Source organism: Streptomyces sp. NPDC029216 (genome assembly GCF_040648015.1).
Lineage (GTDB): Bacteria > Actinomycetota > Actinomycetes > Streptomycetales > Streptomycetaceae > Streptomyces.
The window spans coordinates 1-19742 of sequence record NZ_JBEZWL010000034.1 but is presented as its reverse complement, the minus strand read 5'-3'; the positions used below and the strand labels follow the sequence as shown (position 1 = coordinate 19742).

Here is a 19742-nt window from a genome sequence, read left to right as displayed (position 1 = left end):
TCGACCTTTCGGCGGTGATCAGCATGTCCAGGACCTCTCCCGACTCGCCTTCTTCCCCGGCTTCGCCGGCTCCTCCCCCGCCCCGCTCGGGCGCGTGCCGCCCCGCACGCCCCGTTCCGCCGTTCCCCCCGTTGCGCGTGGGCCGGGCCCGGGGCCGGCTGCGCCGCGCGGTGCGCCGCAGGCGGCGGATCGGGGCGGCCGGGCTGGCCGTGGTGGCGGCCGCCCTGGCGGTGGGCGGCACGGAGGCGCGGGCCTCCCGGGGAGCGGCCCCGCCCGAGGTGAAGCCGGCGCCCGCTGCGGTGCGGATGGTGTCGGCTCCCGTGCGCATCGCGGACGCGGCCACGGTGCGGCTGCTGCGGCCCGGGGACCGGGTGGACGTGGTGGCGGCGGAGCGTGCGGGGCCGCCGAGGGTGGTGGCGTCGGGGGCCCGGGTGGCCGAAGTTCCCGCGCCGGAGAAGGGGTTGGGGGACGCGGGGGCGCTGGTGGTGCTGTCCGTTCCCCGGGAGACCGCGCAGGCCCTGGTGGGGGCGGGCGCGGTGGCACGGCTGGCTGTGACGTTGTGCTGATTCGCACTGGCGCACAGTCAAGTCGCTCTGAGGTGGGCGTCGATTGGACATGGCGTGCCATGACTGCCGTAGCTTTCGGAACCGTTGGCTCCGTGTACAGCAGTGACGAAAAGAGGCTCAGTCGTGAGCGAGAAGAAGAAGGAGAGCGTCCTGGCGGGCTTCAAGGCCTTCCTGATGCGCGGCAACGTGGTGGACCTGGCCGTGGCCGTGGTCATCGGCGCCGCGTTCACGAACATCGTGAACTCGATCGTGAAGGGGATCATCAGCCCGGTCGTGGGCGCCATCGGCACCAAAAACCTGGATGTCTACACCTCGTGTCTGAAGGCACCTTGTGGGGTGGACGCCAAGGGCGAGCCGACCGGCGTCAACATCATGTGGGGATCGGTCCTGAACGCCACGCTCAGCTTCCTGATCACCGCAGCCGTCGTCTACTTCCTGATGGTCCTGCCCATGGCGAAGTACCTGTCCCGGCAGGAGGCGCGCCGCAAGGCCAGGGAGGGCGTGAAGGAGACCATCGAGATCACCGAGCTGGAGGTGCTCAAGGAGATCCGGGACACCCTCGTCGCCCAGCGCAGCGGGAACGGCGAGTCCACCCGGACGGCGGGAGCGCGGGACGCCTTCTGACCGCCTCGGCGGATCAGATGTGGTGCGGGGGCTTCTCGTCGAGGAAGCGGGCCAGGTCGGCCGCGCTTCCGCCGGCGGGGGGCCGTTCGCCCCAGCCCCGGTCGGTGTCGTCGGAGGACTGCCGGTCCAGCGGATCGTCGAAGACCAGCTTCGGCCTGGGCTTCGCGGCCGGCTTGGGCTCGGGCTTCGCCCCGGCTGCGGATTCGGGGGACTGCGGGTCGGAGGCGGGGGCGCTGCTCATGCCTCAAGGGTACGGCCGTCTCCACGGCCGGCCCGGGCCCGGCCCGGTGCCCCGGCCGCGGTCCCGGCCGCAGTCCCGGCCGGGGTCAGCTGGGGGCTTCGGCGCCCTTGCGGGCGTAGAACCACCAGCAGAGCGCGAGGCAGGTCGCGTAGAAGCCGATGAACATCCACAGGGCGTTCGTGATGGCGGTGGCCGCGAACATGGCCGGGATGAAGAAGAAGCCGTAGGCGGCGATGGCGGACGAGCAGCCGGTGACGGCGCCCGCCTCCATCTCCGACTGCTTCAGCGCGGCCGCCTTCGCCTCGGGGCCCTGGCCCTGGCCCTGGCACATGTGCTGCTCCCGGAAGATCACCGGGATCTGCCGGAAGGTCGATCCGTTGCCCAGTCCGGAGAAGGCGAAGGCCACCAGGAAGCCGGTGAAGAAGGCCCAGAAGCTGCCCTGGTCCCCGCCGGCCGGCAGCGCGAAGATCACGACGACCAGGGCGGCCGCCATGCCCACGAACGACAGCATGGTCACCCAGAAGGACGGGTCCTCGGGCGTCTTCAGGCTCCGCCTGCGGGGACGGCTCGCGGCAGGGGCGAACGTCTCGTGCGGCGGGACAAGGTCCCGCACCGGGCGGTTCCTTCGTCGCCCCGTCGGGCCGGCCGCACCCGGGCCGCCCGGCCGGCGGCGGACCCGGCGGGCCCGCCCGGGGTACCCGCGTCCCACGGGCCGCGCGCCTCGCCTGCCGGAGCGCCGGGCCCTGGTGTGCTGGGCGGTATGACGTACGTACCGATGACCGCCCGCAGCCGTGTGGAGGGCCACCGCACGGCGACCACGCTGGAGCTGTTCTTCGACCTCTGCTTCGTCGTCGCGATCGCGCAGGCCGGCCAGCGGCTGGTGCACGCGCTGGCGGAGGGTCATCCGGGCAGCGGGGTCGTCGGCTACTGCTTCGTCTTCTTCGGCGTGTGGTGGGCGTGGATGAACTTCACGTGGTTCGCGTCCGCCTACGACTGCGACGACGTGCCGTACCGGATCGCGACGCTCGTGCAGATCTCCGGGGTGCTCGTCTACGCGGCGGGGGTGAGCCGGGCCTTCGACCGGAACGACTGGACGGTGGCCGTCATCGGCTACCTGATCATGCGCGTGGCGCTGACGGCGCAGTGGGTGCGGGCCGCGGCCGGGGAGAGCGGGGCGGCGCGGACCGCGGCGCTGAAGTACGCGGCCGGGCTGCTGCTGTGCCAGGCGGGCTGGGTGGCGCTGCTGTTCGCGCCGGACGGCTGGAAGCGCTGGCTGTTCGTGCTGCTGGTGGTGGCCGAGCTGCTGGTTCCGGTGGTGGCGGAGAGCGGGCACCAGACGCCCTGGCACGCGCACCACATCGTGGAGCGCTACGGCCTGTTCACCATCATCGTGCTGGGCGAGACGATCGCCGCGAGCACGGTGGCGGTGAAGTCGGCGCTCGACGAGCACGAGGCGCTGGGCGTGCTGCTGCCCATCGCGGCGGGCGGGCTGCTGATCGTCTTCGCGGCGTGGTGGATCTACTTCGCGGTGCCGATGCACGAGCGGCTGAGCTCCAACCGGGAGGCGATCCCGTGGGGGTACGGCCATCTGATGATCTTCGGTTCGGGTGCGGCGATCGGCGCGGGCATCGAGGTGGCGGTGGAGCAGGCGGTCGGCAAGGCGCACATTTCGCAGGTGGCCGCGAGCGCGGCGGTGACGGTCCCGACGGCGCTGTTCCTGCTGATGGTGTGGCTGCTGCACTCGCGGCACTTCAAGCGCGGGCTCGCCCAGCAGCTGGTCCTGCCGCTGTCCGCCGTCGCGATCCTCGCCTGCACCTGGGCGGGTTCGTACGCCGTGCTCTACGCGGGCCTGGTCGCGGCGGCCACGGTGGTGACGGGCATGACCCTCGCGGTCCGGTCCGCGCCCTCGCCCGCCTGAGCGCGGGGCGCGCCGGCCCGGGGCGGGGGCGCTGCGCGGGGACCGTCACCCCCGGGCCGCCGGCAGCGTTCTCCAGCGCAGGACGCCACAGCAACGGGCGACAGCAGAGAGGCACCTCGGATGACACTCCCCTCACAGAGACTCGGCACCGGCCCCGGAGGGGTTCTGGCCGAGCCGGGCTTCTGGCAGCGGCCGCCCGCGGACCGTCTCGCGGCCTTCGCCAGGCTGCGCGCCCTGGACTCCCCGGTGTTCGTCCCGGAGGGCGGCGGCCGCACCGGCCACTGGGCCCTCGTGCGGCATGCGGACGTGCAGGAGGCCAGCCGGCTGCCCAAGGTGTTCGCGAGCGCCCCCGGCGTCACCACGCCGGAGCCGGCGCGGTGGGTGCGGGCCCTGTTCGGGGACTCGATGGTCAATCTGGACGGCGCCGACCACGCGCAGCTGCGGAAGATCGTGCAGCGGGCGTTCACGCCGCGGCTGCTGGCAGCGGCGGAGGCGGACATCCACGCGGTCGCGGCCCGGATCGTGGACGACGTCCTGGAGCGGCGGCCGGACGAGTTCGTCTCGGCGGTGTCCTCCCGGCTGCCCCTGGAGGTCATCTGCAACATGATGGGCATCCCGGAGCGCTACCGGGCGGAGATCGCCGACCGGGTCAACCACGCCTCGGAGAACATCGGTGTGGAGCGCGGCCTGGCCTCGCGGCTGCGGATGCCCGGACGCGGGCTGCGGGCGCTGGCCCGGATGCAGCGGATGGTGGCGGGCATCGGGCGGGAGCGGCGCCGGAACCCCTCCGACGACCTGATCTCGGCGCTGGTCTGCGCGAACGTGGACGGTCAGGCGCTCGGGGCCCGCCAGCTGGGGGCGTTCTTCAGCCTGCTGATGGTGGCGGGGGTGGAGACCACTCGCAACGCCATCACCCACGGGCTGACCCTGCTGACCGATTTCCCCGCCCAACGGGACCTGTTGCTCTCGGACTTCGAGAAGTACGCGGAGGGGGCGGTGGACGAGATGATCCGTCATTCGACGCCGATCATCCAGTTCCGCCGGACGGTCACCGCCGAACACACCCTGGGCGGGCACGTGTTCCGTCCGGGCGACAAGGTGGTGCTGTACTACGCCTCCGCCAACCGTGACGAGGCGGTCTTCCCGGATCCGGACGCGTTCGACATCACCCGCTCGCCCAACCCGCACCTGGGCTTCGGGGGCGGCGGACCGCACTTCTGCCTGGGCGCGCATCTGGCCCGGGTGGAGATGAAGGCCCTGTTCCGGGAGCTGCTGACCCGGCCGGTCGGCCTGCGCGCGGTGGGTCTGCCCGATCTGGCGGGGTCCAACTTCGACAACCGGGTCCGCTCGCTGCGCTTCGCCTTCGAAACCCCCTGAGGCGCCTCGGGGGAAGGGGCCGGCCGCCGGGCAGGCCGGGAGCCCGGCGGCCGGAGTACGGCGGCGGCCGCCGCCGCGGCTACTTCTGCAGGCTCTGCACCGCGAGGACGCAGTGGGCGCTGCTCGTCAGCACCGCCTCGTCCCCGGCGAAGCCCTGGAGCATCTCCGGCGTCACCTCCTGGCCCGGGACGGCCTCGGGCCAGGCGCGGGTGGCGAACAGGAAGTACGCCTGCCCGCTCTCGCTCGCCGCGGCGACCCACTCCGGCGGGGCGGTGCAGGTGGCGTTCAGCCCGGGCAGGGTCAGGGCGATCTGGTCGTCGGCCAGCAGGATCTGCACGGGGAAGGTGCGCGGGCTGCGGGTGCCGTCCATGACGACGTCGCCGATCTGCAGGCCGATCTCCTCCAGCAGCCCGCGGGCGGCCGCCTCGCCGCCCGCCGGGCCCTGCGGACCGTCGCCGAGGGTGTAGGCGATGAGGTACGGGACGTCGTGCCCTTCGGAGGGGTCACCGATCCAGGCGAGGACGGAAAGGGTGCCGAGCAGGGAGCGGTCGGTTTCGGCTTGCGTTGAAGTCATGCGCCGCACCTTAGTGCTCTCCCGCCGGGGCCTTTCACGGCCTTTCACCCGGGCGGGCTACACGGCCCAGAATCCCCCTCCGGAATTCGGCCGCATGTTCGCGTCCTGGTACTGGAGCCGCACAATGCGCTGGTTTTCCGGAATTTCGAACACGACCCAGCCTTCGGCCCGCTCGCCGACCGCCAGGGAATCGAAGACGAGTGGTTTGCCGGTCGTCAGTTCGCCGGTGCGTACCGCCGGGTGGCGTTTTCCCGCGGCGTCGTACGCCCACATGCGCCCGAGTGCCCCGTACGAGGCGCCGCCGACGTTGACGAACGACATGGAGGCGGCGGCCCAGCGCTTGCCGGCGGGCGGCTGGTAGTTCGGCTCGACACTGACCGCGGGGTCCACGAACGCGCCGAGCACCACCTGCAGGTGTCGACCCACCTCTTGCCCTTGCACCCGTACGGAGTCACCCACATGGGCATCCTTCGCGGCCGGGGCGGCCGCCCGGTCCGGGGCGGCGGGCTCCTCGTCGGCGCCGGGCGCCGCGTCGTCGACCGGGACGGCGGGCGCCGCGGCCGGGGCCAGGGCCGCTCCCTCGGGGGCGCTCTGGCAGGCGGTGACGGTCAGGAGCAGGGCGGGCAGGAGCGCCGCGCCGGCGAGGACGGAGGCGGTGTGACGCATACGGGGACCCCTTCGGGGATCTTCACGGCGGCGATCGGGGGTTCTTCGGAGCGGGTGTTTGGCGGCGATATCTTTCGGCCAGTCTCACCCGCCCGGGCGGGGAATTGCACACACCGACACGAGCGTACGGACCGAGTTGGCCGCCGACTGCCGACACAATGCGTTCCGGCGGAATCCCGCCACCCGCACCCACCCGGAGGAATAATGCGCACCCCCGCCCGTCGAATGGCCCTGACCGCCTTCTCCGCCCTGGCCGCCACGGCCCTGTTCGCCACCCCCGCTCTGGCCACCGTTTTCCACCAGGGAATTTCCGTGGAGCAGCAGGCGCACATCACCCCGCAGGGCGCGGTCGTGCTTTCCGGCACGTACCACTGCGAGCTCTCGCCGTCCTCGGCGGCGGTCCAGGTCAAGGCCACCGTCGTCCAGGACGGCACCCGTCTGAGCATCGGCGCGGGCGAGGTGTTCTGCGACGGCCGGGAGCACGCCTGGGAGGCCGTCAGTCCGCTGACGGCTGGCCTGCACCCGGGCCGCGCGGAGGCCGTCGCGGAGCTCCAGGAGATCCACATGGCCGGCCTGATGCCGCGCGCGATCAGCACGGTCGCGCAGGACCGGAAGGACATCGAGGTGGTCGTCGACCACCGGTAGCGCAGGCGGCGTCCCCGTGGGGTCCGGTGGCCGCCGCTACCGGCACTCCGGTGCGACGCCCGTCATCGACATGAACGCGACCGTCTGGCATCCGGGGTCGCTGTGCGGCCGCCCGGTCGTCCAGTCCACGACCGCCTGCTCCCCGGCCGCCAGCAGCAGCACCAGGAGCGTTGCCACGATGCCCGTGACCGCACCCCTGTTCAGGCGGCGCACGGCTCGTTCCGAAAGCCACGCGGAAGACCACGCATCGGTTTCATGGCGGCATCATCACCCCGGCCCCGGCACCTCACAACTCGGCGTGACCGTTCGCTCACGCACGGCACGCCTCGGGCCGCGGGTCACGCCGTACCGCGCGGGGCGCCCCCCGCGTCGAACTCGCACCACACCGCCTTGCCGTCACCCCGGGACTCCACCCCCCAGTGCGTCGCCAGCGCGTCCACCAGCAGGAGCCCGCGCCCCGTCGTCGCCGCCTCGCCCGGGGTGCGCCGGCGCGGCCACACGCTGGAGCGGTCCTTGACCCACAGCCGGATCCGCCGCACCGGCTCCGGCAGCACCTCCATGGTCAGCACCGCCCCGCCGTCGGTGTGCAGCAGGGCGTTGACCAGTAGCTCCCCCGCCGCCAGCTCGACGTCGTCGGCCAGCTCGGCCATGCCCCAGTCGCGCAGGGCCTGCCGCAGGGCGTAGCGGGCGTCGGAGAGCCCCTCGGGGTCGGCCTGGTGGACGTACTGGTGGATCCGCGGCGCCCGGTGGGTGCCCGGGTCGGGGGCCCGCCGCAGGACGAGCAGCGCGACGTCGTCGCCGGAGCCCCAGCGCTCCCAGAGCCGCTCGGAGAGGTGGTCGGCGAGCTCCCCGGCGCCCTGCGGCCCGCTGCGCACGGCGTGGGCCAGGGCGTCCATGCCGGCGGTGATGGTGGAGCCGGGTTCCTCCACGAGCCCGTCGGTGCACAGGACGAGCGTCTCGCCGGGCACCAGGTCCAGCCGGGTCTCGGGGAACTCCTCCTGCTCGAAGGCCGAGGCCAGCCCCAGCGGCAGGCCGCCGCGCACGTTCGGCCAGCCGGTACGGCCGTCCGTGTGCCGGATCAGCGGGCCGAGGTGGCCCGCGCGGACCGCCCGTACGCCTCCGGTCTCCAGGTCCACCTGTGCGTACATGCAGGTCGCGAAGCGTTCGGTGTCCAGTTCTGCGAGGAAGCGCGAGGCCCGGGCCAGCACGGTGGACGGCGGGTGTCCCTCGCCCGCGTAGGCGCGCAGCGCGATGCGCAGCTGGCCCATGATGGCGGCGGCGTGCGTGTCGTGCCCCTGTACGTCGCCGACGACGATCCCGACGCGGTCGCGGGGCAGGGCGATGACGTCGTACCAGTCGCCGCCGACCTCCCGTCCGCTCCAGGCGGAGTGGTAGCGGACGGCGATCTCCCCGCCGGTGATCTCGGGGATGCGGCGCGGCAGCATGGAGGCCTGCAGGCCGGTGGCGAACTCGCGCTCCTGGTCGAAGAGGAGCGCCCGTTGGAGGGACTGCGCGACGATGCCGGCCAGGCCCAGGCACAGGTTCTGCTCCTCGGGGCTGAACTCGGTGCGCCGGCGGTAGAAGAGCACGAGCCCGCCGATGGCCCTGGCCTGGGCGATCAGCGGCAGGTAGGCGGCGGCGTCGAAGCGGATGCGGCGCAGGTAGTCGGCCAGGAGGGGGAATTCCTCCGCGAGCGCGGTGAGCGAGGTGACGAAGCGCGCCTTGCGGGTGATCACGGCCTGCGAGAGCGGCAGGGAGCCGTCCAGGCGGGTGAACTTGCGTTCGTCGAGGATCTCCAGGGACTCCCCACTCAGCGCGATGATCTTGATGGCGTCGTTCTCGACCAGCCCCAGGGCCAGGCCGTCCGCGCCGAGCCGCTCCAGCGCGCCCGCCCCGGTCAGGGCGGCCGTCACGTCGTCGACCGTCACGGCGCGCGACAGGGCCTCCGTGGTGCGCTGCACGATGGCCGCCTGCTGGATGCGGGCGTTCTCCAGTTTGCGCAGCACGGTCGCGTGGGCGAGCTCGGCGGTGGCGTCCCGGACGATCCCGACGATCCGCAGGGCCCTGCCGTCGGCGTCGCGCAGCACCCGGCCCTGGGTGTGGGTCCACTGGTCGCGGCCGTCGCGGCGGCGCACCGTGAAGTACGAGCCGTACGTCTCCCCGCCGCCGTCGAGCACGCCGCGCACGGTGTCGTACAGCCGGGCCGAGTCGTCGGCCGGGATCCGCAGCCCGAGGCTCTCGGGGGTGTGGTCGAACTCGTCGGCCTCCAGGTCGAAGACGGCCATCCCGGCCTCGTCCAGGGCGAGGCTCCCGGCGTCCAGGTCCCACTCGAAGCTGCCCATGCCGTTGAGGGCGAGCCGGTCCCCGGGGCCCGTCACGGGTCCGGACGCGCCCCGTCCCTCACCGTCCCGCTCCGCCGCTGCCACGAGACACACACCACCTAACGGCCGGGCCAGCACGGCTGCGAGATCAGCCGCTCCCACTCCTCGTCAGGATGCCCCGGAAGGGTGCGCCCGGCCTCCCGCCAGCGCTTGACGAGGGAGAGGTAGATCGCCGCCGGGTCGCCGGACCCCTGGCCGCCGGGCCCGAAGGCCCCCCGCAGGGAGCCGGGCGCGTACGGGCCGGAGCCGTACTGGTCTGAGCGGTACTGGTCTGAGCGGTACTGGTCTGAGCCGTACTGGTCTGAGCCGTACTGGTCTGAGCGGTACTGCTCTGAGCCGTACTGCCCTCCCCCGTACTGGCCCGATCCGTACGGTTTGGCCGTGGCCGGCCCCGACGGGGGCTGCTCCGCCCGGCTGGCGGGAATGCGCACCCAGCCACGGCCGCCCTGTGCTCGCTCCGCGCCCATCGCGGACCCCTCTCAGGTGGATCTCAGCGTAGATACGTCTCCGGATGCCCGGCGGGGGCCCGGACCGGCCGGACCCCGCCGGTCGAGCCCGGCAGCGGACCCCGCGCGCCGAGGCGCTTGCGGACTCCTCTGACCAGTCTCCCCGCCGTGAAGCCCGCGCCGTGCACGAATCGCATGGAAGGTCCGAATGAGGGAGCCGTCAGCAGGCCCGCGAAGAACAGTCCCGGCCAGGAGGACTCGAATCCGGGGCTGAGCTCCGGGGTGTCCCCCTCGCCCACGGTCGCCAGCGCGGCCCGCAGCCCGGCGTCGAGGAGGTCCAGCCGGGCCAGCCGCGGGGCGAAGCCGGTCGCGGCGATGACGTGCGCGGTGTCCAGGACGACGGACTCCCCGCCGGGCGCGGTCAGCCCGAGCCGGGTCCGCCCGCCCACCGCCACCGCCCGGTGCAGCCGGTGCCCCATGAGCGCGGGCACCCGCCGCTCGAAGCGTTCCCGCAGCCACCACGCCCCGGCCGGGCCCAGGGCGGTGGCGGCGATCCGCTCCCGCGTCGGCGCGGGCAGCCGCCGCACCGCCCAGGGCAGCTCCGACCAGACCCAGCTGCGCCATCCGGTGCCGAGCCCGCTGTGCGGGTCGCGCAGGGCCCGCAGCGCGGGCCGCTCCAGGGGCTGCGGGACGGTGTTCCAGTTCAGCCGGGACCGGCGGGCCACCAGGCACGGCCGGGCCCCCGCCTCCGCGAGCAGCGCGGCGGTCTCCAGCGCGGCCTGCCCGGCGCCCAGGACGGCCACGTCCTGCCCGGCGAAGCGGGACAGGTCGCGGTGGCCGCTGCTGTGCGAGTAGTGGGCCGGGGGCAGGTCGCGCAGCACGTCGGGGCAGCGGGTGAACGGCATCACCCCGACGGCCAGGGCCACGGTACGGGCGAGCAGCGGCGGCCCCTCGGCGGTGCGCACCCGGAAGCCGTCGCCCTGCGGGGTGACCTCCGTGACGGTGGCCTCCTCGACCTCGGGCAGGCCGGCGTGGCGGGCGAACCAGAGCCCGTACGCGCTGAAGGTGCCGATCGGCAGGGGGCTGCCGTGCTCCGCCGCCAGGCCGCGGGTGGCGCAGTACTCGGCGAGGGTGTAGCGGCCGCCGGGCGCCGAGAGGCTGGAGGACCAGGGCTCCGACTTGAGGTACATGCCCTCGGGCATGTGGTCCCGCCAGGACGCCATGGGCCGGCCCAGCACGCGTACGCCGAGCCCGGCCGCCGCCGCGTGCGCGGCGATCGACAGCCCGTACGGGCCCGCGCCGACCACCACGAGATCGTCCATCCGCCTCACGGCCGCTCCTCTCCTCCACCACGATCGCCACCGCACCACCACGTCAAACGGGCGCCTGCGAAGTCACCCCGTCCCCGCGTCAACCGCGGGCCCGCGAAGTCACCCCGACTCCACGCCACGCCCGGACCCGCGCAGCCGGCCCGCCGCCACGTCAACACCGGGCCCGCGGACCCACCCCGCCCCCGCGTCAACCGCGGGCCCGTGAAGTCACCCGTCACCGCGACACCAGTTCGTCCGGCTCCGCCGGAGCCTCCGGGGCTCCCCGAGCGCCCGGAGCCGCCGGAACACCCGTAACCCCCGGTGGGCCCTGCCGGAGGGCCGTCGTCGGGCCGGGGGCCGGGAGGCCCTCCCCCCGCGGCCGCTCGCCGCCGCGCCGGCGCGGGGTGCGGGCCGTGCGCCGCCCCTGCGCGGGGACGCGGCGCAGGGCGTGCGCCGCCTTGCCCAGCCCCCGCCCCAGGAAGGCGCCGAGCATCGCCAGGAACGGCCCGAGGTCGTCGGCGGCGAACCAGGCCGTCTCCAGCCGCCCCCGCTCCGCCGGCACCGCCGCCCCTACGGGCCCGTGCCCCCCGGAACCCACAGGCGCGCCGGCGCCGCCCGAGCCGGCCCGGGGGCCGCGCCGGGGCAGCGAGCGCCCGCGCAGCGCCGCCAGCAGGGCGTAGTTCTCCGCCACGAAGACCCGCCCCGGACCGCCCGCCGGCTCCGGGACCCGTTGCCCCGTCAGGTCCAGGTACATCGCCTGGACCACGTCCAGCCCGGAGTCGTCCGCGAACAGCCTGAACTGCGCCCCGGGGCGCGGGTTGAAGTCGACCAGCCGGAACGCGCCCCGCTCGTCGCGGCGGAAGTCGAGGTCGAGGATCCCCTGGTAGCCGAGCCGTTCGGCGAGCCGCAGCCCCGACTCCTCCACCGCCGGGTCCGCCAGCCACCGCCCCACCGCCGTCAGCCCGGCCCGTACGGGCCACGCCAGCTCCTTGCGGCCCGACCCGGCCAGCAGTGGCCGCCCGCCCCGCCCGAAGGCCCCGTGGAAGAACCAGTCGGTGTCCGGCCCCCCGGGCAGGAACCGCTGGAGCAGCAGCCGGCTCCCGGCCTCGGCGGTGCGCCCGTACAGCTCCCGCGCCCCCGCGGCGGTGTCCACCAGCGTGGTGCTGCGCAGCCCGCAGCCGGCGGGCAGCAGCCAGGGCCGGCTCCACTTCGCGACCACCGGCAGCCCCAGCCGCCACGCGGCCCGCGCCGCCCCGGCCCCGCTCTCCGGGATCACGGTCTGCGGGTGCGGGACGTCCCAGCGGGCGCACAGCCGCACCAGCTCGGCCTTGTCCGCCACCCGGGCGGGCAGGTCGTCGGGCTGATGGGGGATCCGGAAACGATCCGTCAGCATCGGTGCCACGCGGGAGACGGCGATGGCGCTCAGGTCGTCCATGGCGACGAGCACCGCGGGCCGGGCGATCCGCTCCGAGACCCCGACGAGGCACTCCAGCAGCGCCTCGGGCGCCTCCGGGTCCAGGCCCCCGGCCGGGCCGGGGTGCGTGGCACGCAGGTACCGCGAGCGACCCACGGGACCTCCCCCGGCTTCGACGACGGCATGGACCTCCACGCCCTTGCGCCCCAGGGATCTGACGGCGCCGAGGGTTCCGTGGTGGAACGGATTCCGATCGAGTCTGAGCAGAACTGCGGGCACATGGCCGTCGAACGCGTGCATACAAACGGACTTTCACCTAGTCGGACCAAGCAGAGAGGATGCGCAGCTGCGAATGGCCTAGGAAGCGGCCACCGGACAGGCCGTTCGTCAGATCTGATGTCTAACGTCGGTGGCAAGCACACCGGTTCGGCAGAGCTCGGGAGACAACATGCCCAGACCACACCACCGCCTGGTGAGCACCTGTGTCGGTACGGTCACGGCAGGGCTGCTCGCCACCGGCGCCGCGCTCGCGGCCCCGGACGACGAGCCGCCCAAGGGCTCCGACACCGCCTTCGGCGCCTATCTCGACTACGGACCGAAGGGGGTCGCCCGCATCCCGTACCTGTCGAACTGGCTGGGCGGCCGGGAGATCCGGGTCGGGCACACCTACCTGCCCGGCGACTCGTGGGCCGGCATCGAGGGCCGCGTCCCGTTCCTGGAGGACTGGGCCGAGTGGCGCCGGGCCAAGGAGGACCGGATGTTCGTCCTCAACGTGCCCATGCAGGCCCGCAACGAGGGCCGGGTGCCCGACTGGCAGGTGGCCCAGCTGATCCGGGCGGGCGCGCAGGGCGAGTACGACCGGCACTTCCGGAGGCTGGCCGAGCGGCTGGTGGCGCTGGGCGTCCCGGACACGGTGATCGTGCTCGGCTGGGAGATGAACGGCATCACGTACACCCACCGCTGCGGGCCCGACCCGGAGAACTGGAAGGCGTACTGGAACCGCGTCGTCAACACGATGCGCTCCGTCCCCGGACAGCAGTTCAAGTTCGATTTCACCCCCAACCGGGGGACCGACGCGATCGCCTGGACCAAGTGCTACCCGGGCGACGACGTGGTCGACATCATCGGCATGGATTCGTACGACCAGGGTCCCGGCCGGACCTTCGACGACCACGTCAGCCAGCCGTACGGGCTCCAGCAGCACGTCGACTTCGCGAAAGCACACGGCAAGCGGATCTCGTACCCGGAGTGGGGGCTGTTCCGCAACGGGGACAACCCGGAGTACGTGCGGCGCATGCTCCAGTGGATCGAGCAGCACCACCCGATCTACCACACCATCACCGACTACTGCCCGCACGGCGTCTGGCAGTGCAAGCAGAACCCGAGGTCCTCGAAGGCCTTCCGGGACGCCCTGTCCGACCGGGGGCCCGTGGTCGTACCGACCCCGGTGGTGCCCACTCCGGTGGTGCCCACTCCGGTCGTTCCCACTCCGGTGGTCCCCACGCCGGTGATCCCCACGCCTGTGATCCCGACCCCCGTCGTCCCCACCCCGGACGTGCACATCCCGGACGTCCCCACCCCGGACGTGCACATCCCGGACGTGCCCACCCCGACGGTACCGACCCCGAAGATCCCGACCCCCGAGGTCTCCGTCCCGCCCGTGGTCCCGCCGGTGCCCACCCCGAAGGCCTCCCCGACCCCCACCCCGGTCGCACCCGAGCCCCGGCCGTCCCAGTCGCCGCAGCCGCAGCCGCAGCCCGAACCGAAGCCGCAGCCCCAGCAGCCCGTCAACAGCAAGCAGTGGTGCCTGCCGCTCAACTTCAGCGACTGGCTCTCGAAGCTGACGGGCGACCAGTCGATCTGCATCAGCTTCGGCGACTGGGGCGGGGACTCCTGGTTCTGGCCCTTCTAGACGGGTCATCGCGCCCGCAGATCGTTCAGCCGCGCCCGCCAGTCCCGGGCGGCCGGCAGCGCCTCGCGCAGCGCCCCCACCGCCCGCTCGCGCCCCGTGACCTGCGACTCGTGCAGCCGCAGCAGGGGCGCGAGCGCGTGCGTGGCCAGCAGGAGGCGCTGGTTGACGACCGTCTCGGGCCGCCAGTGCTTCTTGTACGGCTCGTTGCCGCGCAGGAAGCTCACCACCGGCCGGCCCTCCGCCAGGGCCCTCCCCGCCTCGTGGCGCAGCAGCAGCGTCGCCACGTCCACCTTCCGCTCGCGCAGGCCCGGGTCCGCCCCGTACAGGTAGCCGCCGCTCAGCGCGGCGGACAGCAGGGTGACGTTGGCCGCCACCACCTTCCCGTCCAGCCGGAACTCCGTCAGCCGGCCCTCCCCGGCCCGCACCATCCGCCGGGTGGCCCGGGTCAGGTGCTCGGCGAAGCGGGGCCTGAGGTGTTCCGGGGTGACGCCGCGGCCGCGCCACTGCTTCTCGTGCAGCCGCAGCAGGGTCCGTACGGCATGCGGCACCTCGCGCTCGGTGACCTCGTGCTCCTCGATCCCGGCGGCGTCGGTCTTGCGCAGTTTGGCCCGCACCCGCTGGGCACCGGAGGCGGGCATCCGCTTGACGAGCTGGTCGAAGGGGAGCGCGGGCAGCTCCATGCAGGTGGAGTCGGTCAGCCTGCTGGACACCCCCGGCCAGGCCTCGAACACCGCTTCGGCGGCCGCCCCGGGCCGTACCTCGCGCAGGTCGACGACGGCGCTGCGGGCGGCCCGGTGCAGCCCCTGGGCCAGGGCGGGCACGACCTGGGCGGCGTGCTCCCGCGACACGAGCACGTCGAAGTAGTCGGTGATCGGCCCGCCCAGCGGCACCAGCCGCGGCAGCGGCCGGTGTACGAGCATCAGCGCGGCCGCCCCCACGAGCTCCTCCCCGCGCCGCACGAGCAGGACCCGCAGCCGGCCGTCCTTCCCGTACGACAGCCACCACGAGTGCAGCCAGGCGTGGCTCTGGAAGGGGGTGGCGGTGGGACATTCCCGGACGAGCCGGTTCCAGGACTCCTCCAGCGCCGCGAACTGCCGGGAGTCCCGGCACAGCGTCACCGACAGGGCCCCGGCGGAGCCCTGCGTCATCGCACGGACTCCTTCTCCTTGGTCTCGGAGTGCTCGCCCTGCGCAGGCAGGGAGGCGTACTCCTCCACCACCGGACGGCCTTCCTCCGCCTCCTGTGCCCCGGGCCTGCGGCGGGCGGGCCGGGCCAGCAGCCACAGCCCGCCGAGCAGCCCGCCGGCGCACAGGCCGACGGCGGCGCTGACGGCGGCGGACGGGGAGACGGGCTCGGTGGGGGCGACGGCCTGGTTGAACAGGAGCAGCTGCACGCCGGTGTTCTTGGCGGCCTGGTTGCTGCTGAGGGAGAGGGCGTCGGCGACGGCGTTGGCGATGTCGGCGGCCTCGCTCGCGCTCCGGGAGGTGCCGGTGATGGCGATCATCGGGGAGTCGGGGGAGGTCTCGGCGCGGACCTGCGTCCGCAGCTGCTGGGCGCCGATGCCCGCGCGGGGCTGGGCGTAGGCGAGGGTGGAGCTGCTGGTGGCGATGCGGCCGTAGGCCTGGGCGAAGCCGAGGGCGGTGGCCGGCTCGGTGGTCTCGTTCGGTACGGCGACGACGTAGCTGGTGGCGGCGTACTCGGGTGCCTTGAGCACCCCGTACGCCCCGCCGGCGGCCAGCCCGAGCAGGGCGCAGGCGGGTAGCGGCCACCACGCGGGCGGCGGCAGGAGCCTGAGCTTCCTCCCGGAACGGTGGTCGGACTTCTTCTGGTCGGCGCTGTCGGCCATGGGGGTGCTCGCTTCCTGGTGAAGGGGGAGGAGGTACGTCGGAAAGAAGGGGGGTCAGCCGTCCCCGCCGGGCGCGGCCATGTCCAGCCCCGCCTGGGGGCCCGTCCCGGCGGCGGCCGGGGGAGATGGGGGCGCGGGGTCCGGGGCGGAGCCCCGCGGCCCCGCGGCGGGCCGCGGCACCGGAAGGGCCAGCGCGAGCCCGTACACGTCCAGCAGCCGCTCCGCGCTGCGCGCGATGTCGTACCGCCGCACCACCGGCGGCGCCGGCAGCCGGCGCGCCCCCGCCTCCATGTGCCCCCGCAGCGCGGCGACCAGTTCCTCGGTGCCCGTGCCGATCCGCCGCGCCCCCGGCGCCTGTACGGCGGGGAGGTCGTCGATGGCGGGGCAGGTGACGTGCAGTACCGGCAGCCCGGCGGCCAGGGCCTCGACGACGGCCAGCCCGAACGCCTCCTCCCGCGAGGGGGACACGAAGACGTCCATGGCGGCCAGCAGCGCGGGGATCCCGGCCGTGCGCCCGTCGGGGCTGTCGCCCAGCGGGTCCCGCTCCCCCAGCAGGTGGATCCGCGACTGTGCGCCCAGCTCGGCGGCGAGCGCCCGCAGCGCGGCCCGCTCCGGCCCGTCCCCGGCGAGCAGCAGGTGCGCTCCCGGCAGTGCGGCGACGGCCCGTACGAGGACGTCGAACCGCTTGCCCGGCACGAGCCGTCCGACCCCGCCGACCACGAAGGCCCGCTCGGGCAGCCCGCTGCGGGCGCGGGTGGAGCGGCGTACGCCCTCGTCGAAGCGGAAGCGGGCGGCCTCGATGCCGTTGGGGACCACGTGGACCCGGGCGGCCGGCACCCCCCAGCCCTCCAGGCGGGCCGCCACGGTGTCCGACACCGCGACCGTCGCCGCGCCGAGCCGTTCGCTGGCCAGGTACAGGGCGCGGACCCCGCCGGAGAGCGGCCGGCCCTCGATCTCGGCCTCGCCCAGGGAGTGTTCGGTGGCCACCGTCGCCCCGACGCCCGCGAGGCGGGCCGCGAGGCGCCCGTAGACGCAGGCCCGGTACAGGTGGGTGTGGACGAGGTCGTAGCGGCCGCGCCGGATGAAGCGGACCAGTCTGGGCAGTGCGCCGAGGTCGCGGTTGCCGCGCATGCCCAGGTGCACGACGCGGACGCCGTCGGCGCGCAGCCCGTCGGCGACCGGACCGGGGTTGGTGAGGGTGAGGACGTCGCACTGCATGGGCATGTGGCGCAGCAGCAGCCGCAGTTGCTGTTCGGCGCCGCCGGCGCCGAGTCCGGTGATGATGTGGAGGGCCTTCATCGCAGCACCGGTACCTTCCGGCGCAGCTCGCGCGCGCCGTGCCGCAGTTCCTTGATCCGCAGTCGGCCGGCCCCGTCGGCCTGGCTGATGTGCGTACGGGGCAGGGCGTAGCGGCCGGCGAGGCGTCCGGGGGAGATCGCGCAGGCGTACCCGTATCCGGCGGCGCGGGTGGCGTCCATGACGCGGGCGTCGAGGTGCCCGTACGGGTAGCAGAACCCCTCGGGCAGGGTGCCGGTGAGTTCGCGCAGCAGTTCGCGGCTGCCGCGCACTTCCTGCCGGAGCACGTCGTCGGAGGCGGTGGTGAGGTCCTGGTGGAGCAGTCCGTGGGAGCCGATCTCCTGTCCGGCGGCCGCGACCTCGCGGATCTGCTCGGCGGTGAGGAGGGACCGGCGGGGGCCGAGGGGGTCCCACACGTTGTCGACGCCGAGCCGTCCGGGCAGGACGAACAGGGTGGCGGTGAACTCGTGGCGGCGCAGCAGGGGCAGGGCGCGGGTGAGGAAGTCGGCGTAGCCGTCGTCGAAGGTGAGGCCGACGAGGCCGTGGCCGCGTCCGGCCGCGCGGGCGCGCAGCAGTTCGCCGACGGACACTCCGCGCAGTCCGCGGGAGCGCAGCCACAGCAGCTGGGTTTCCAGGGTGCCGGGGGTGACGGTGATGCCGTACGGGTCCTCGGCGGGGTCGGTGAACTCGGCGACGGAGTGGTACATCAGGACCCACGGCGCGGGGGCCGCCACGGCGGCGGATGCCGTGTCGGTGTCAGCGGGCATTGCGGAACCTCTGGGTGAGCTGGGTGATCTGGGCGGCGGTCTGGGCGGCGGTCTGTGCGGCGAGCTGGGCGATCTGGCCGGGCAGGGCGGTGATCTCCAGGGCCCGTATGGCCATTCCGGTGGCCCCGAACATGGCGGGGACCAGCAGGCAGCCGAGGGCGGCGCTGAGCAGCGGGTCGGGGATCATCGGGCCGGCGAGCCAGCCGGTGCCGCAGGCGCCGACGGCGGCGACGGCGAGGCGGCCGATGCTGACGGCGACGCGGCGGGCCTGGATGGCGATGATGCGGGTGCCGATGCCGGTGAGGAGCAGGGCAGCGGTGGCGGTGACGCCGGCGGCGTTGGCGGCGGCGATGCCGTAGGTGCCCCACCAGCCGACGAAGAGGGCCCCGGCGGCGATGTTGACGAGCAGCCCGGCACCCATCGCGAGCGCCGGGAACCAGGTGGGCCGGGCGGTCGAGAAGAAGGGCCGGGACAGGGCGCCGACGAGGCAGTGGCCGAGGAGTCCGAGGCCGTAGACGCGCATGACGGACGCGGTGGTGAGGGTGTCCTGGTGGGTGAAGGCGCCGCGTTCGAAGAGGACTTCGATGATCTGCGGGGCGTAGCCGATGACGAGGGCCGTGCCGAGGAGGACGGCGAGGGAGGCGAGCGCGAGGTCCTGTTCGACGCGTCGGCGGGCCTTTTCGCGTTCTCCGCCGGCCATGGCCTGGGCGACGACGGGGAAGGTGACGGTGCAGATCATCAGGGAGAGCACCATCGGCATCTGCGCGACCTTCTGCGCGTAGTTGAGGTGCGAGATGGCGCCGGGGGGCAGGGAGGCGGCGAGGAAGCGCTCGACGAGGACCTGGGACTGGCGGAAGACGGCGAAGGAGATGACGGGGGCGATCATCCCGAAGGCGATGAGGGTGGGCCGGTCGCGGTCGCGCTGGCTGCGCGGGGCGCCCTTGGCGCGGGGCGGTCCGAAGCCGACGTTGCGGATGAACGCGGGGAGTTGGACGAGCACCATCAGCAGCCCGCCGACGGCGACCCCGGCGGCGGCGGCCCGTACGCCCCACACGGCGTGGAGGGCGACCATCACGGCGATGATCCCGACGTTGTAGGAGACGTAGATCGCGGCGGGGGGCAGGAAGGACCGGTGGGCGCGCAGGGCGGCGCTGAAGTATCCGGCGATGCCGAAGCTGAGGACGGTGAGGGCGGTCAGCCGGGTGCACTGGACGGCCAGTTCGGGGTCGGGCAGGCCGGGTGCGAGCACGCCGACGACCAGGGGGGCGGCGACGACGAGGAGGGAGGCGACGGCGGCGAGGAGGACCGTCAGGCGCGGCAGGGTGGCCCCGACGAGCAGGCGTACGGGGTCGGCGGCGCGGGCTTCCCTGCGGGTCAGCCCGGCCCGGCTGGCGGCGCGGCGGGCGAGGGCGTGGCTGAAGGCGGGCACCATCAGCAGGGCCATGGCGTCCTCGATCAGCAGGGTCGAGGCCATCTCGGGGACGGTCCAGGCGATGAGGAACGCGTCGCTGGCGTGCCCGGCGCCGAAGAGGTGCGCGATGGTCTGGTCGCGTACGAGGCCGAACACGGCCCCGGCTGCGGTGAGTCCGGCGGTGACGGCGGCGGCCTTGGCGAGGAACCGGCCGAGCGGGGCGCTGCCCTTGCCGCCGGGCTTGTCGGCCCCGCTTGCGGCCGCGGGCGCCGGGCCGCGTGTGGCGTATCCGGGCCGGAGGCGGGCCGGGACGGGCGCGCCGCCCGTGGGAGCGGCGGCGCCCGCGGC

Annotated in this window: 20 protein-coding genes; 6 read left to right on the top strand and 14 right to left on the bottom strand. The window is 74.2% G+C overall.

What is annotated here, in order from left to right:
• The first annotated feature begins 137 nt into the window (after positions 1-137).
• Both AB0F18_RS15310 and mscL read left to right on the top strand, forming a co-directional pair.
• Positions 138-566 carry a hypothetical protein gene (locus tag AB0F18_RS15310; protein WP_362059869.1) on the top strand — a complete coding sequence of 143 codons (429 nt, stop codon included), beginning with the start codon at positions 138-140 and terminating at the stop codon, positions 564-566.
• 123 nt (positions 567-689) lie between these two features.
• A complete protein-coding gene (gene mscL / locus AB0F18_RS15305; protein ID WP_362059866.1) occupies positions 690-1190 on the top strand; it encodes a large conductance mechanosensitive channel protein MscL in 501 nt (166 codons plus the stop codon).
• 13 nt (positions 1191-1203) lie between these two features.
• Here the strand turns inward: mscL and AB0F18_RS15300 are convergent, their stop codons facing one another.
• Together AB0F18_RS15300 and AB0F18_RS15295 are read right to left on the bottom strand one after the other, a co-directional pair.
• Positions 1204-1431, bottom strand: a complete 228-nt coding sequence (locus tag AB0F18_RS15300) for a hypothetical protein (RefSeq protein WP_362059863.1) — start codon at positions 1429-1431, stop codon at positions 1204-1206.
• Between the two features lie 85 nt (positions 1432-1516).
• Positions 1517-2044, bottom strand: coding sequence for a hypothetical protein (locus AB0F18_RS15295; protein ID WP_362059860.1), 528 nt, complete (start codon positions 2042-2044; stop codon positions 1517-1519).
• Between the two features lie 147 nt (positions 2045-2191).
• Between AB0F18_RS15295 and AB0F18_RS15290 the strand changes: the two genes are divergently transcribed.
• Complete coding sequence (locus tag AB0F18_RS15290; RefSeq protein ID WP_362059857.1) at positions 2192-3349, top strand: low temperature requirement protein A; 1158 nt, start codon at positions 2192-2194, stop codon at positions 3347-3349.
• A 120-nt stretch (positions 3350-3469) separates the two neighbouring features.
• Positions 3470-4726 carry a cytochrome P450 gene (locus AB0F18_RS15285; protein ID WP_362059854.1) on the top strand — a complete coding sequence of 419 codons (1257 nt, stop codon included), beginning with the start codon at positions 3470-3472 and terminating at the stop codon, positions 4724-4726.
• Between the two features lie 79 nt (positions 4727-4805).
• Here AB0F18_RS15285 and AB0F18_RS15280 read toward each other — a convergent pair whose 3' ends face one another.
• Positions 4806-5300: a DUF5949 family protein gene (locus AB0F18_RS15280; protein WP_362059851.1), complete on the bottom strand. Its 495-nt coding sequence runs from the start codon at positions 5298-5300 to the stop codon at positions 4806-4808.
• A gap of 57 nt (positions 5301-5357) precedes the next feature.
• Positions 5358-5966 (bottom strand): hypothetical protein, encoded by a 609-nt coding sequence (locus tag AB0F18_RS15275; protein ID WP_362059848.1) that lies wholly within the window; start codon positions 5964-5966, stop codon positions 5358-5360.
• 204 nt (positions 5967-6170) lie between these two features.
• Here AB0F18_RS15275 and AB0F18_RS15270 point away from each other — a divergent pair, with 204 nt between their 5' ends.
• A complete protein-coding gene (locus AB0F18_RS15270) occupies positions 6171-6611 on the top strand; it encodes a DUF6299 family protein (RefSeq protein WP_362059846.1) in 441 nt (146 codons plus the stop codon).
• Between the two features lie 36 nt (positions 6612-6647).
• Here AB0F18_RS15270 and AB0F18_RS15265 read toward each other — a convergent pair whose 3' ends face one another.
• The 5 genes from AB0F18_RS15265 to AB0F18_RS15245 all read right to left on the bottom strand — a co-directional run bounded on the left by AB0F18_RS15265 (position 6648) and on the right by AB0F18_RS15245 (position 12462).
• Positions 6648-6824, bottom strand: coding sequence for a hypothetical protein (locus AB0F18_RS15265; protein ID WP_362059843.1), 177 nt, complete (start codon positions 6822-6824; stop codon positions 6648-6650).
• A 125-nt stretch (positions 6825-6949) separates the two neighbouring features.
• Complete coding sequence (locus AB0F18_RS15260; protein ID WP_362059840.1) at positions 6950-9037, bottom strand: SpoIIE family protein phosphatase; 2088 nt, start codon at positions 9035-9037, stop codon at positions 6950-6952.
• 14 nt (positions 9038-9051) lie between these two features.
• Complete coding sequence (locus AB0F18_RS15255) at positions 9052-9459, bottom strand: hypothetical protein (protein ID WP_362059837.1); 408 nt, start codon at positions 9457-9459, stop codon at positions 9052-9054.
• A 23-nt stretch (positions 9460-9482) separates the two neighbouring features.
• Positions 9483-10760 carry an NAD(P)-binding domain-containing protein gene (locus AB0F18_RS15250; protein WP_362059834.1) on the bottom strand — a complete coding sequence of 426 codons (1278 nt, stop codon included), beginning with the start codon at positions 10758-10760 and terminating at the stop codon, positions 9483-9485.
• A gap of 223 nt (positions 10761-10983) precedes the next feature.
• Complete coding sequence (locus AB0F18_RS15245; protein ID WP_362059831.1) at positions 10984-12462, bottom strand: ATP-grasp domain-containing protein; 1479 nt, start codon at positions 12460-12462, stop codon at positions 10984-10986.
• A gap of 148 nt (positions 12463-12610) precedes the next feature.
• Here AB0F18_RS15245 and AB0F18_RS15240 point away from each other — a divergent pair, with 148 nt between their 5' ends.
• Positions 12611-14074, top strand: coding sequence for a glycosyl hydrolase (locus AB0F18_RS15240; RefSeq protein ID WP_362059828.1), 1464 nt, complete (start codon positions 12611-12613; stop codon positions 14072-14074).
• Between the two features lie 5 nt (positions 14075-14079).
• Here the strand turns inward: AB0F18_RS15240 and AB0F18_RS15235 are convergent, their stop codons facing one another.
• The 5 genes from AB0F18_RS15235 to AB0F18_RS15215 all read right to left on the bottom strand — a co-directional run.
• Positions 14080-15222, bottom strand: a complete 1143-nt coding sequence (locus AB0F18_RS15235; RefSeq protein ID WP_362059825.1) for a GNAT family N-acetyltransferase — start codon at positions 15220-15222, stop codon at positions 14080-14082.
• Positions 15219-15920: a lipopolysaccharide biosynthesis protein gene (locus AB0F18_RS15230; protein WP_362059822.1), complete on the bottom strand. Its 702-nt coding sequence runs from the start codon at positions 15918-15920 to the stop codon at positions 15219-15221. Before AB0F18_RS15230 ends, AB0F18_RS15235 begins: the two co-directional genes overlap by 4 nt.
• A gap of 54 nt (positions 15921-15974) precedes the next feature.
• Positions 15975-17219: a glycosyltransferase gene (locus AB0F18_RS15225; protein WP_362059819.1), complete on the bottom strand. Its 1245-nt coding sequence runs from the start codon at positions 17217-17219 to the stop codon at positions 15975-15977.
• Positions 17216-17983: a polysaccharide deacetylase family protein gene (locus AB0F18_RS15220; RefSeq protein WP_362059816.1), complete on the bottom strand. Its 768-nt coding sequence runs from the start codon at positions 17981-17983 to the stop codon at positions 17216-17218. The genes AB0F18_RS15225 and AB0F18_RS15220 overlap by 4 nt, the downstream gene beginning before the upstream one ends.
• Positions 17973-19742, bottom strand: a 1770-nt coding sequence (locus AB0F18_RS15215) for a lipid II flippase MurJ (RefSeq protein ID WP_362059813.1), incomplete at its 5' end; no start/stop codon positions are given. The genes AB0F18_RS15215 and AB0F18_RS15220, both read right to left, overlap by 11 nt.

What these genes read in the sequence shown, in the direction of transcription:
- AB0F18_RS15270 (WP_362059846.1), top strand. Translation starts at nt 6,171, where the DNA reads ATGCGCACCCCCGCCCGTCGAATGGCCCTGACCGCCTTCTCCGCCCTG.
- AB0F18_RS15255 (WP_362059837.1), bottom strand. Translation starts at nt 9,459, where the DNA reads ATGGGCGCGGAGCGAGCACAGGGCGGCCGTGGCTGGGTGCGCATTCCC.
- AB0F18_RS15220 (WP_362059816.1), bottom strand. Translation starts at nt 17,983, where the DNA reads ATGCCCGCTGACACCGACACGGCATCCGCCGCCGTGGCGGCCCCCGCG.
- AB0F18_RS15240 (WP_362059828.1), top strand. Translation starts at nt 12,611, where the DNA reads ATGCCCAGACCACACCACCGCCTGGTGAGCACCTGTGTCGGTACGGTC.
- AB0F18_RS15280 (WP_362059851.1), bottom strand. Translation starts at nt 5,300, where the DNA reads ATGACTTCAACGCAAGCCGAAACCGACCGCTCCCTGCTCGGCACCCTT.
- AB0F18_RS15300 (WP_362059863.1), bottom strand. Translation starts at nt 1,431, where the DNA reads ATGAGCAGCGCCCCCGCCTCCGACCCGCAGTCCCCCGAATCCGCAGCC.
- AB0F18_RS15230 (WP_362059822.1), bottom strand. Translation starts at nt 15,920, where the DNA reads ATGGCCGACAGCGCCGACCAGAAGAAGTCCGACCACCGTTCCGGGAGG.
- AB0F18_RS15290 (WP_362059857.1), top strand. Translation starts at nt 2,192, where the DNA reads ATGACGTACGTACCGATGACCGCCCGCAGCCGTGTGGAGGGCCACCGC.
- AB0F18_RS15275 (WP_362059848.1), bottom strand. Translation starts at nt 5,966, where the DNA reads ATGCGTCACACCGCCTCCGTCCTCGCCGGCGCGGCGCTCCTGCCCGCC.
- AB0F18_RS15235 (WP_362059825.1), bottom strand. Translation starts at nt 15,222, where the DNA reads ATGACGCAGGGCTCCGCCGGGGCCCTGTCGGTGACGCTGTGCCGGGAC.
- AB0F18_RS15250 (WP_362059834.1), bottom strand. Translation starts at nt 10,760, where the DNA reads ATGGACGATCTCGTGGTGGTCGGCGCGGGCCCGTACGGGCTGTCGATC.
- AB0F18_RS15245 (WP_362059831.1), bottom strand. Translation starts at nt 12,462, where the DNA reads ATGCACGCGTTCGACGGCCATGTGCCCGCAGTTCTGCTCAGACTCGAT.
- AB0F18_RS15285 (WP_362059854.1), top strand. Translation starts at nt 3,470, where the DNA reads ATGACACTCCCCTCACAGAGACTCGGCACCGGCCCCGGAGGGGTTCTG.
- AB0F18_RS15225 (WP_362059819.1), bottom strand. Translation starts at nt 17,219, where the DNA reads ATGAAGGCCCTCCACATCATCACCGGACTCGGCGCCGGCGGCGCCGAA.